Source organism: Pseudomonas sp. A-R-19 (genome assembly GCF_019956575.1).
Taxonomy (GTDB): domain Bacteria; phylum Pseudomonadota; class Gammaproteobacteria; order Pseudomonadales; family Pseudomonadaceae; genus Aquipseudomonas.
The window spans coordinates 1-12,015 of the sequence record NZ_JAHBDR010000118.1 but is presented as its reverse complement, the minus strand read 5'-3'; the positions used below and the strand labels follow the sequence as shown (position 1 = coordinate 12,015).

Genomic DNA, 12,015 nt, shown 5'->3' with positions numbered 1-12,015 from the left:
AAGGCGGTGTGTCAGCAGCATCAATGTTGTTTGACCCACCGCTTTCGCGAGCAAGCCCGCTCCCACAGGGAATGTGTGTGCGTGGTTCAGGTGGGCGCGTCTGTCTGGGGCAGGAGTTGCACGCCGAGATAGAGGGCCAGCATGCCATCGAGTCGCAACGGATCAACCCCGCTAAGCTCGGCAATCCGCTCCATGCGATAGCGCAGGCTGTTGCGATGAATGCCCAGTGCATCGGCGCAAGCCTGGCTCTGGCCGCCGTGTTCGCACCAGCTGCGCAGGGTCGCCAGCAGTTGGCCGTTGCCGTCCTTGGCAATGACCTTGCGCAGCGGGTTGAGCAATTCATCGAGAGCATCGTCGTTGCGGTGGCGCCAGAGCATCACCGGCAGCCGGTAGCGGTTGAGCGTCAGCAATCGGCAGCGCGGCAGTACCTCGCGTCCGTAGGCCAGCAAGTCACCGACCCGACGATAGCAGCGGCGCAACCCCGTCAGCCCGTCGGCCTGCCCACCCACGGCGATACGCAGGATGTTCCAGCCCAGGCCATCGAGCTTGTCCAGCAAGCGCTCGTTCTCCACCGACTGGCTGGCCGGCCGGCACCAGAGCAACGAGGTCTTGGCCGAGCTCACGCACCAACTGTCGGGGTGGCGGCTGGTCAACCAGGCGCTGAGTGCCTCGACGGTTTGCCCCGGTGCGTGCTCCAGGCCCAGTTCGAATAGATACGGCACCCGGGTCAATTGCGGCTTGAGGCCCAACTGGGCCGCTTCATCGACCAGTCGCGGAGAGTCCCCGGCTTCGCTGAGCAGCAGCGCCAGCAGATCATCGCAGCGCTGGCGCCGCCATTGCAGCTCGGCCTGCTGGTTGCGCTGGCCCACCAGCATTTCGGCGGTCATGCGCACCAATTCGGCGTAGGTACGCAGTTGCTCGGGTTCGCCGGTGATGCCCAATACGCCGATCAGGCGCTGGTCGAGCATCAGCGGCAGGTTGATACCCGGCTGCACGCCCTTGAGATGAATCGCCGTCTGCGCATCGATCTCCACCACCCGGCCGTTGGCCAGGACCAGTTGCGCGCCTTCGTGCCGGGTGTTGACCCGCTCCGGTTCACCGCTGCCCAGGATCAGGCCCTGGCTGTCCATGACGTTGACGTTGTACGGCAAAATGGCCATCGCCCGGTCGACGATGTCCTGGGCCAGGTCGTGATCGAGTTCGAACATGCACGTGATCCTTGAAGACGGTAATGGAACGGATTGTTCACCCGCACAGGCCTTGGTGGCAAACCCTGTGCTCAGGCACAAAGACAGCCACCCTGAGGGTGGTCGAGACTCTCAGGGCGATCAACGTTACCCTTTGCATCGCAAAAAATCATAATAAAGAGAGAGCCGCCATGACACAGAGCGCCGTAGCGTCCGAGGCCATCGCTGACGACAAAAACGCCGTCTACAAGCGCATCACCCTGCGTTTGATCCCCTTCATTTTCATCTGCTACCTGTTCAATTACCTCGACCGGGTAAACGTTGGCTTCGCCAAATTGCAGATGCTCGACGCGCTGAAGTTCAGCGAAACCGTGTACGGCCTCGGCGCCGGCATCTTCTTTATCGGCTACGTGCTGTGCGGCGTGCCCAGCAACCTTGCGCTGACCAAGTTCGGCCCGCGACGCTGGATCGCGCTGATGATGATCACCTGGGGCACCCTGTCGACCTGCCTCCTGTTCGTCACCACCCCGACCGAGTTCTACACCTTGCGCCTGTTCACTGGCGCCGCCGAAGCCGGCTTCTTCCCGGGTGTGGTGTTGTATCTCTCGCAGTGGTTCCCGACCTTCCGCCGTGGCCGCATCATGGCGCTATTCATGTCGGCGATCCCGGTTTCGGGCCTGCTCGGCAGCCCGTTCTCCGGTTGGATTCTCAACCACTTCGCCGCAGGCCAGGGCGGCCTCGCTGGCTGGCAGTGGATGTTCCTGCTGCAAGGCATTCCGACCGTAATCCTCGGCGCACTGGCTTATTTCCTGCTCAGCGACAGTTACGCCAATGCCAAATGGCTGACTCCGTTCGAGCGTTCGGTGCTGGAAGCCGACCACGCCGAAGACCTGGCCAACAAACCGAAAAACACGACCGATTCGCTGCTGGCGGTGTTCAAGAACCCGGCGATCTGGGCCTTTGGCCTGATCTACTTCTGCATCCAGAGCGGTGTCTACGCGATCAACTTCTGGTTGCCATCGATCATCAAGAACCTCGGCTTCAGCGATAACCTGGTGATCGGCTGGCTCAGTGCGATTCCGTACCTGCTGGCCGCGGTGTTCATGCTGATCGTCGGCCGCTCGGCGGACCTGCGCAAAGAGCGCCGCTGGCACTTGGTGGTGCCGATGCTGATGGGCGCGCTCGGCCTGCTGATCGCGGTGAACTTCGCCGCCAACCCGCCCATCGCCATTCTCGGCCTGACCATCGCCACCATGGGCGCCCTCACCGGCTTGCCGATGTTCTGGCCGGTGCCGACCGCGCTGCTCAGTGCTGGTGCGGCGGCGGGTGGGTTGGCGCTGATCAACTCCATGGGGCAGATGGCTGGCTTCCTCAGCCCGTACCTGGTGGGTTGGGTCAAGGACAGTACCGGTTCGACCGATGCGGCGTTGTATCTGCTGGCGGGTGTGATTGTCTGCGGCAGTTTGCTGGCGTTGCGCATGACCCGCACCTTGCGCGCCTAAGCACCGCAAATCCCCTGTGGGAGCGGGCTTGCTCGCGAAGAGGGAGTGTCAGTCACATCAACGTCGACTGATACACCGCCTTCGCGAGCAAGCCCGCTCCCACAGTTTGATCTGCGGTGTTCGATATTTCCGTTTGATCCTCGCGATCGTTCTGGTATCTGATTGAGCCTTTCCCACTGGTAAAAGGATTTGCTCATGAGCTATCGCACACTCGGTCAGTCGGGTCTGCAGGTGTCCACCCTGACCCTGGGCACCATGATGTTCGGCGAACAGACCAGCACCGAAGATTCCCTGCGAATCATCGACAAGGCCTGGGACCAGGGCATCAATTTCATCGACACCGCCGACGTCTACACCAATGGCCGCTCCGAAGAAATCGTCGGCGAGGCCATCGCCAGCCGCCGTCATGAATGGGTGCTGGCGACCAAGGTCGGCTTCGGTCCGGTGGATGGCGTACCGAACCGCAGTGGTTTGAGCCGCAAGCAACTGTTCAACGGTCTCGAGGCCAGCCTGACGCGCCTGGGCACCGACTACCTCGACATCTACTACCTGCACCGCGAAGACCACAACACGCCGCTGGAAGTCACGGTATCGGCCATCGGCGACTTGATCCGCCAGGGTAAAATCCGCTATTGGGGTCTGTCGAACTACCGTGGCTGGCGCATTGCCGAAGTCATCCGCGTGGCCGACAGACTGGGCGTTGACCACCCGGTGATCAGCCAGCCGCTGTACAACATCGTCAACCGCCAGGCGGAAACCGAGCAGATCACGGCGGCGCAAAACTACGGTCTGGGCGTGGTGCCCTACAGCCCGCTGGCACGCGGGGTGCTCAGCGGCAAATACGCACCGGATGTGAAACCGGACGCCAACAGCCGTGCCGGGCGCCAGGACAAACGCATCCTGGAAACCGAATGGCGCGTCGAATCCCTGCGCATCGCCCAGAAAATCCAGGAATACACCCGGCAACGCGGCGTCGGCATCGTCGAGTTCGCAATTGCCTGGGTGCTGAACAACAGCGCCGTGACCTCGGCCATTGTCGGGCCACGTACCGAAGAGCAATGGGACGCCTACACTAAGGCGCAGGCGGTGCAGATCACGGCCGAGGACGAGGCGTTCATCGATTCGCTGGTGACGCCGGGGCATGCGTCGACACCGGGGTTCAATGATGTGAGCCATTTCGTGCCGGGGCGCAAACCGCGCAATAACTGAAGAAATGAAATACCAATGTGGGAGCGGGCTTGCTCGCGAAGGCTGCTTAACATTCAACATTGATGTTGGCTGGAAAATCGCTTTCGCGAGCAAGCCCGCTCCCACACTCGATCGAAGTTGGCCGATCAGACAATATTCAACTCAAAAACCACGTATCCTCCGCCCCCCCGTTTCACCTTCAACATCGCGAGGACAGCTTGTCTAAAGGTATCGCTCTATCGGTTTCAGCCTCGGTGCTGTTTGCCGTCATGTATTACTACACATCGCTGCTCACCCCCTTGAGCGGCGTGGAAATCTTCGGTTGGCGCATGCTGCTGACCGTGCCGTGCATGACTGTGTTCATGGTGGTATCCGGCGAGTGGAAGCGCGTGCTGGAGATCGTTCGGCGCGCCATGGCCAATCCGAAACTGATTGGTGCGCTGATCCTCTCCTCTGCCCTGCTCGCCGTGCAACTATGGCTGTTCATGTGGGCGCCGCTGAACGGTTACAGCCTGGATGTGTCCCTCGGTTACTTCCTGCTGCCGCTGACCATGGTCCTGACCGGGCGGATCGCTTATGGCGAGCGCCTGTCCTATCTGCAAAAAATCGCCGTGGTGTTCGCCTGCCTGGGCGTGATCAACGAGGTGTACCAGGTGGGTGGTTTTTCCTGGGCGACCTTGCTGGTCTGCATGGGTTATCCGACCTACTTCGTCGTGCGCAAACGGCTGGCAACGGACAATCTCGGTGGCTTGTGGCTGGACATGGCGTTGACCCTGCCGGTGGCGTTCTGGTTCGTTCAGAGCGGCGCGCAAGGTTTTGGTGTGTTTGACCAGCATCCATGGTTGTCGCTATTGATCCCGCTGCTCGGCGTGATCAGTGCTTCGGCGCTGGTGGTCTACATCATTGCCAGTCGCCTGCTGCCGTTCAGCCTGTTCGGCTTGTTGAGCTACGTCGAACCGGTGTTGCTGCTGGGGGTGGCGTTGCTGCTGGGGGAAAGTATCAAGACCGGCGAATGGCTGACCTACATCCCGATCTGGATGGCCGTGCTGGTGCTGGTGTTTGAAGGGTTCAAGCATCTGGTGCGGCAGCGCAGGCCTTAAGCACACACAAAACAAATGTGGGAGCGGGCTTGCTCACGAAAGCGGTGTATCAGTCACTATTTAAGTAGACTGAAACGACGCCTTCGCGAGCAAGTCGAATCGTCGCACCGCCGCTCCCACAGTTTTTTATAGCGTCAACAAGTTAGTCGGTGGAGAGAACACCACGACGCACCTGGTCACGCTCGATGGACTCGAACAGTGCCTTGAAGTTGCCTTCGCCGAAACCGTCGTCACCCTTGCGCTGGATGAACTCGAAGAACACCGGCCCCATCAGGGTTTCCGAGAAGATCTGCAGCAGCAGACGCTTGTCGCCCGACTCGGAAGAACCGTCCAGCAAGATACCCCGTGCCTGCAATTCGCCCACCGGCTCACCGTGGTTCGGCAAACGGCCTTCGAGCATTTCGTAGTAGGTCTCCGGCGGCGCGGTCATGAAGCGCATGCCGATGCTTTTCAGGTGATCCCAGGTCTTGAGCAGGTCATCGGACAGGAAAGCAACGTGCTGGATGCCCTCGCCGTTGAACTGCATCAGGAACTCTTCGATCTGCCCAGCGCCCTTGGACGATTCTTCGTTCAACGGAATGCGGATCATGCCATCGGGTGCGGTCATGGCCTTGGAGGTCAGGCCGGTGTACTCGCCCTTGATGTCGAAGTAGCGGATTTCACGGAAGTTGAACAGCTTCTCGTAGAAATTGGCCCAGTAGGCCATGCGACCGCGATACACGTTGTGAGTCAGGTGATCGATGATTTTCAGGCCGGCACCGACCGGGTGACGGTCAACGCCTTCGATGAACACGAAGTCGATGTCATAGATCGAACTGCCTTCGCCGAAGCGGTCGATCAGGTACAGCGGCGCGCCGCCGATGCCTTTGATCGCCGGCAGGTTCAGCTCCATCGGGCCGGTTTCAATGTGGATCGGCTGGGCGCCGATTTCCAGGGCGCGTTTGTAGGCTTTTTGCGAATCCTTGACGCGGAACGCCATGCCGCACACCGACGGACCGTGCTCGGCGGCAAAGTACGAGGCCACGCTGTGGGGTTCGTTGTTGAGGATCAGGTTGATCGCGCCCTGGCGATACAGGTGCACGTCCTTGGAACGGTGGGTCGCCACCTTGGTGAAGCCCATGATCTCGAAGATCGGCTCCAGGGTGTTCGGGGTCGGCGATGCGAGCTCGATGAATTCAAAGCCCATCAGGCCCATTGGGTTTTCGTATAGATCGGCCATGGTTGGCGCCTCATCATGCTTTTGGAATTAACTAATGTTAGTTGCTAGCAATGCTGAGACCGGCGGGTGGCGCACAGGAGATGCCCCGCACACTGCGGGCGAGAAAGTCACCGTAGATCAGTTGAAACCCGAATATCTTCATTGTCGACCCAAGGCTCTTGCGGGCGAGGCTTCTGCTGCCAGAAGACGATTATTATTGTATGCGTAACCCGATTCTACACAGCGTAAATCAGTTTGTCCGCCTTCTGTATCAAATCCCCTTTTTCCCTCCTCGCGCAAGGGGTTTATTGCACAGGAAAATCCCCGCCAGAATCAGCCCGCCGCCCAGGCACATGGCCAGCGTCAATGGCTCATCCAGCAGCAGCGCGCCAAGGATCACCGCCGTCAGCGGGTTCAAGGCAATGAACACGCCGGAACGTGTCGCGCCGATTTTGCGGATGCCGTCGTAATAGCCGATATAGGCCAGCGCCGACCCCAGCACGCCCAGGTATAAAAGGCTCAACCATTGCTGCGCCCCCAGTTGGGTGATCGCGGCGACACTCACCTCATCGCGCACGATGCAGGTCATCCAGAGCATGACGGTGCCCAGCAGAATCGAATACGTCACCGTTTGCACAGGTCCCAGGGTCTGGTTCAGTTCTCTGGAGCACAGCGAATAGACACCCCAGCCGAGGACGCAACCGAAAATCAGCAGATCACCGAGCCAGGCGTCGGCACCCCCGGTCAACAATTGCGGGTTGCGGCTGACGATCACCACGCTCGCGCCCGCGATACAAACGGCAATGCCGACAACTTTGGCCCGGTTCAGGCGCTCCTTGAACAGCAGCCAGGAAGCGAGGCCGATCACGGCCGGATTCAACGCGACGATTAAAGAGGCCCGCGAAGCGTTGATGTAGTGCAGGCCATAAAAGAAGCACAGGTTGTAAAAAAAGATCCCGAAAAAGCCAAGCAACAGCAGTTGCCGCCATTGCCGCAGGCTGGGCCAGACCAGCGTTATCCGTGCCATGCGCACAAACAGCAGCAACGCCACGCTGGCCAGTAAAAAGCGCAGGCTGGCCGCCAACAGCGGACTGAGGCTGTCGGCCAGATAGCGTCCGGCAACAAAGGTGCCGCCCCACACCATGGTGACCGCCGCCAGTTTCAGGTAGACCGGCAGATCCGAGGGTTTTGACAGGGATTGCTCGCAGATCGTCATCGTTTCCAGGACCGCATGTCAGAGAGATGACGTATCATTCGACTAATACTTAGTCATCGTAAAATGAGCAAACACTCATGACCCTCACTCAACTGGAGATTTTCTCCCTCGTGGCCGAACTCCACGGCTTCACGGCAGCGGCCAATCGCCTGGGTATTTCCCAATCGGCGGTGTCCCATGCCTTGAAGTCCCTGGAGCAGGAGTTGGGCGTCGAGTTGTTGCGCCGGCATCAATCCCGAATCGAGTTGAGCGACATTGGCCAACAGTTGTTGCTGCGCGCCCGAGCGATGCTTGGCCTGGCCAACACCCTGCGCCAGGAAGCGGCGGACGCGAGGGGCATGAAGCGCGGCACGCTGCGTATCGGCTCCTTCGGCCCGACCTCTTCGATCAAATTGTTGCCGTTGATTCTGCAGCAATACCGCGCCACTCATCCCGGCATCGAGGTGCATATCGACGAAGGCCCCGACCGCCAGGTGCTGCAGTGGCTGGAGGAGCGACGGATCGACATCGGCTTTGTGGTGTTGCCCGAGGAGCGTTTCGACACGGTCGCGCTGGTCGAAGACCAGATGGTCGCGTTGCTGCCCGCCGGACATCCGCTGGCCAGTTACGACAGCCTGAGTCTGAAAGACCTGTGTCACACCCCGTTTGTACTGACCGAGGCCGGTTCTTCGGAACTGGTTTCACGCCTGTTCACCACGGCCCGACTGACGCCCAACATCCGCTATCGCTGCTCGCAGTTGATGAGCACCCTGGATGTCGTCGCTCGTGGCGACGGGGTGACGGTGGTTGCCGAAGGTTCTTTGCCCAACCAAATTGACCGCCGCTGCGTGAAAAAACCGCTGTCGCCGGCGGTGTTGCGCCAGGTTGGCCTGGCGGTACTCGATCGACGCCAGGCATCTCCGGCGACACTGGCCTTTATCAAGGTCGCCGAAAGTCTCGACCTGCGTTGAGCGGCATAACCGCCAAGGGCCAACTATCATGGCCCATATTCGAACTCTTCATGGGAGGCGTCTTGCCCTGCCAGCGTTTGAGAGCCTTACTTCTTCGTGACAGGATTCGCGAATGCCACTGAAAGCCAAAACCCGCAGTCGCCGCACAAAAATTGCGGCCACCCTGATCAGTGGATTGCTCCCGGTGGTGCTGGGAGCCGCCATTCTTTACATGCAAGCAGGGCGTGCGCTTAAACAAGACACCGAACAGACCGCCGAGGACGCTGTTCGCCAGTTCGAACTGATGCTCGACAACACCGCCCAGGCCGCTCGCGTGCTGTTACCGATGGCTGGCCAGAGTTGCAGCGACGTCAATCTGGCCCTGCGCGAGCAGGTCACTCGCCGCCCATTCGTACGCTCAACCAACCTGGTGTGGGACAACAACCTCTATTGCAGTTCGTTGTTCGGAGACTTTCAGGAGAAGGTCAATCCCGGTGACTACACCCAGGGCGCCTTATGGCTCATGAATGGCAACCCGGTGACGCCCAACACCGCCTTGCTGGTGTACCGGCTGAGCGAAGGCAAAAAAGGCGCGTTGACGACCCTCGACGGTTATCACTTGAGCAATATCCTGCGCTTGATCGGCCGCAACACCCTGCTGTTGCTGCAGGTTGGCCCGGACTGGATGTCCGCCGACGGCAAGGTTCACAGCGGTACTGCGCCGGCAATGCCGGTTGCGCAGAGTCGTTTGAGCTCCGGGCACTATGCATTTTCCGTGGAAGCCGGTTTCCCCGAGGGCGAAACCTGGCGATACATGAGCAACGAGTATCCACCCCTGTTCAGCCTGCTGATTTTCTTCAGCGTGATTGCCGGGTCAATCGGTCATTTCCTGCAAAAACGCGCCTCGGCACCGACCCAGGAAATGCAACGGGCACTGGAAGCCGCAGAGTTCATTCCGTATTTCCAACCCGTCGTGCATGGCGACAACAAAAGCTGGTCCGGCGCTGAAGTGCTGATGCGCTGGAATCATCCGAAGGAAGGCCTGGTGCGTCCGGACCTGTTCATCCCGTTTGCCGAGCACTCGGGACTGATCATGCCGATGACCCGTTCGCTGATGAAACAAACCGCCGCCCTGCTCGGGCCGCAATCCGCCAGGTTCAACAAACCGTTTCACATCGGCATCAACATCACCGCCAGTCATTGCCATGACCTGGATCTGATCAAAGACTGTCGCGAATTTCTCGATGCGTTCGAACCAGGCTCGATCCATCTGGTGCTGGAACTGACCGAGCGCGAACTGATCGAGCCCACGGCCATTACCTTGCAATTGTTCGAGCAACTTCGCGAACTGGGCGTGAAAATCGCCATCGACGATTTCGGCACCGGTCATTCAAGCCTTGGCTACCTGCGGCAGTTCAATGTGGACTTCCTGAAAATAGACCAGAGTTTTGTCGCCATGATCGGTATCGACACACTCTCCAGCCACATCCTCGACAGCATCATCGAACTGGCCGTCAAGCTCGACCTGGCCATGGTGGCCGAAGGTGTCGAAACCCGCGAGCAAAGTGATTACCTGAGCGCTCACCAGGTCAACTTCCTGCAAGGTTATCTGTTCGGCAAACCCATGCCAGGTGCGGAATTCATTAGTGCATTAAGCGACCATTAACTCGAAAATTTAATCGATAAAACAACGACTACACGCACCAATTTGAATCAAAACACTACTGCCGTTACATGAAGAAAAAGACAGGATTTACTCTTGGGCAATTAACTACTACAATTTTTCATGCCTGCGCTAAATTGGCGGGTGAGCCACTATCACCGAGTCGCTTCAAGGCTCTTGGCTTATAGCTTTGTTTGCGGTTGGCATCAACCAAACACACTATTGGAGTAAAGATATTGTCCAGACTCGCTGAATTCCGTGCAGCCGAAAAGGCCCTTCAAGAACAGCTCAAGCAGTTGGAATCCCTGAAGAACGATGCCGGGCTCAAGAAAGAGATCGAATTCGAAGAGAAGCTCCAGGGCTTGATGAAAACCTATGGCAAGAGCCTGCGCGACATCATCGCCATACTCGATCCAAATCCGGCAAAATCCGGCCTGCTGCAGGCGGCCGCACCTAAAACCCGTCGCGCCCGTGTGGTCAAGGTTTATCAGAACCCGCACACCGGCGAGCTGATTGAAACCAAGGGTGGCAATCACCGCGGCCTGAAAGCCTGGAAAGAACAGTACGGTGCAGCCACCGTTGATTCCTGGCTGCGCGGCTAACTCCCGCAGCGACAAAAAAGCCCTGCTTATGCAGGGCTTTTTCATGGATTATCTAAAATGCCGTGGCGAGCGCCAGACAATTACCCGACCGCCAACTACTTTGTGCTTAATCCATTTGGATATCTAAAATATTCTTCATGCATCAAAAAAGCACTGTCGCTAACTAAAGTTTCAAGCTGTTACGGGCCGCGTCTATTTCCTCCTGACTCGCCTTATAAGCCTCGGCCTGTCCTGCGTAGGAAAGAACATAGGCCTTATCGGCATCCACCGCGGCCACCAATGTTTGAGAAAGCACGTGCCTGCCGTTTTGCGTGACGGTGCAGGTTGTTTCCAACGCAGCCAATCGACTCAGCGTAGTCGAATGAATTCGCGTGCAGACACTTTGGTACCCACCCTGAAAGAAGTCTTTTTGTACTGACTTGCGCATTTCCAGCAATACGCCTTCGAGGTTTACCTGATGATCGCTTTGCACCGGACTCATGGTCAGCTCCATCACCAGGAGCGGCGATCCATTCTGATCATTTTTGACCGCCCGCTGGCGGCTGACTCCCGACGCAGAGTCAGGCAGGGCTTCGATCTGCCAGCCTTGCGGCCAGGTCACCACTGGCGCATCGGCGCGAGCAACGCCAGCCAGCGAAAGCACGCCTAGCAGGATGAACAGCATTTTACGGGGTCGAATCATTGCAATGGGCACTCACGGATCAAGCCGTAAAGTCTGGGCCCAGGCCGGCTGTCAGGCAATAGCCGACTGTTTGGGTTTGGTGATGTCCGAACCCTTGCGTATCATTGTCGCCATTCGTTAGCCCATACATTTCCCGGAGGGCCCATGAGCCTGCACGATTTGAACACCTTCCCCGGCGTCACCGCCCAACCCGACACCGCGACGCAGAAATTCGTCTTCAACCACACCATGCTGCGGGTCAAGGACATCACCAAGTCCCTGGACTTCTACACACGCGTCCTGGGTTTTACGCTGGTGGAAAAGCGCGATTTCCCGGAAGCCGAGTTCAGCCTGTATTTCCTCGCGCTGGTCGACAAAAACCAGATCCCGGCCGATGCCGCCGCACGCACCGAGTGGATGAAGTCGATCCCCGGCATCCTGGAGCTGACCCACAACCACGGCACCGAGAACGACGCGGATTTCGCCTACCACAATGGCAACACTGACCCGCGCGGTTTTGGCCACATCTGCATCTCGGTGCCGGATATCGTCGCCGCCTGCGAGCGTTTTGAAGCACTGGGCTGCGATTTCCAGAAACGCCTGAGCGATGGCCGCATGAAGAGCCTGGCGTTCATCAAGGACCCGGACGCTTACTGGGTCGAGATCATTCAGCCGGCGCCCCTCTAAAATCCGCCGATGATCCTTGTGGGAGCGGGCTTGCTCGCGAAGGCGTAGTGTCAGTCACTTCAATGTCGAATGATACGACGCC

11 protein-coding genes are annotated in these 12,015 nt (G+C 58.8%); 7 read left to right on the top strand and 4 right to left on the bottom strand.

Annotation, left to right across the window (positions count from 1 at the left end; translation table 11 throughout):
- Window positions 1-86: 86 nt before the first annotated feature.
- Entirely contained in the window at window positions 87-1,208 is a 1,122-nt protein-coding gene (locus KGA88_RS30310) for a sugar diacid recognition domain-containing protein (RefSeq protein WP_110662276.1), read from the bottom strand.
- A gap of 170 nt (window positions 1,209-1,378) precedes the next feature.
- Here KGA88_RS30310 and KGA88_RS30305 point away from each other — a divergent pair, with 170 nt between their 5' ends.
- From KGA88_RS30305 to rarD, 3 genes are all read left to right on the top strand, one after another.
- Window positions 1,379-2,689: an MFS transporter gene (locus KGA88_RS30305; protein WP_110662277.1), complete on the top strand. Its 1,311-nt coding sequence runs from the start codon at window positions 1,379-1,381 to the stop codon at window positions 2,687-2,689.
- A 195-nt stretch (window positions 2,690-2,884) separates the two neighbouring features.
- Window positions 2,885-3,898 (top strand): aldo/keto reductase, encoded by a 1,014-nt coding sequence (locus tag KGA88_RS30300; RefSeq protein ID WP_223596400.1) that lies wholly within the window; start codon window positions 2,885-2,887, stop codon window positions 3,896-3,898.
- A 197-nt stretch (window positions 3,899-4,095) separates the two neighbouring features.
- On the top strand, window positions 4,096-4,977 hold the full coding sequence (gene rarD / locus KGA88_RS30295; protein WP_110660789.1) for an EamA family transporter RarD: 882 nt from the start codon (window positions 4,096-4,098) through the stop codon (window positions 4,975-4,977).
- A gap of 142 nt (window positions 4,978-5,119) precedes the next feature.
- Here the strand turns inward: rarD and hppD are convergent, their stop codons facing one another.
- Together hppD and KGA88_RS30285 are read right to left on the bottom strand one after the other, a co-directional pair.
- On the bottom strand, window positions 5,120-6,196 hold the full coding sequence (hppD, locus tag KGA88_RS30290) for a 4-hydroxyphenylpyruvate dioxygenase (protein ID WP_103393203.1): 1,077 nt from the start codon (window positions 6,194-6,196) through the stop codon (window positions 5,120-5,122).
- Window positions 6,197-6,446: 250 nt separating this feature from the next.
- Window positions 6,447-7,391, bottom strand: coding sequence for a DMT family transporter (locus KGA88_RS30285; protein WP_110660787.1), 945 nt, complete (start codon window positions 7,389-7,391; stop codon window positions 6,447-6,449).
- A gap of 77 nt (window positions 7,392-7,468) precedes the next feature.
- Here KGA88_RS30285 and KGA88_RS30280 point away from each other — a divergent pair, with 77 nt between their 5' ends.
- The 3 genes from KGA88_RS30280 to KGA88_RS30270 all read left to right on the top strand — a co-directional run bounded on the left by KGA88_RS30280 (window position 7,469) and on the right by KGA88_RS30270 (window position 10,585).
- Window positions 7,469-8,341: a LysR family transcriptional regulator gene (locus tag KGA88_RS30280; protein ID WP_110660786.1), complete on the top strand. Its 873-nt coding sequence runs from the start codon at window positions 7,469-7,471 to the stop codon at window positions 8,339-8,341.
- Window positions 8,342-8,453: 112 nt separating this feature from the next.
- A complete protein-coding gene (locus tag KGA88_RS30275; protein ID WP_223596398.1) occupies window positions 8,454-9,986 on the top strand; it encodes an EAL domain-containing protein in 1,533 nt (510 codons plus the stop codon).
- Window positions 9,987-10,219: 233 nt separating this feature from the next.
- A complete protein-coding gene (locus KGA88_RS30270; protein WP_008051761.1) occupies window positions 10,220-10,585 on the top strand; it encodes a histone-like nucleoid-structuring protein, MvaT/MvaU family in 366 nt (121 codons plus the stop codon).
- Between the two features lie 163 nt (window positions 10,586-10,748).
- Here the strand turns inward: KGA88_RS30270 and KGA88_RS30265 are convergent, their stop codons facing one another.
- Entirely contained in the window at window positions 10,749-11,267 is a 519-nt protein-coding gene (locus KGA88_RS30265) for a DUF4946 domain-containing protein (RefSeq protein ID WP_223596396.1), read from the bottom strand.
- Between the two features lie 144 nt (window positions 11,268-11,411).
- On the opposite strand from KGA88_RS30265, the gene gloA reads away from it, so the two are divergent.
- Window positions 11,412-11,933, top strand: a complete 522-nt coding sequence (gene gloA, locus KGA88_RS30260; RefSeq protein WP_223596394.1) for a lactoylglutathione lyase — start codon at window positions 11,412-11,414, stop codon at window positions 11,931-11,933.
- The last annotated feature ends 82 nt before the right edge of the window (window positions 11,934-12,015 follow it).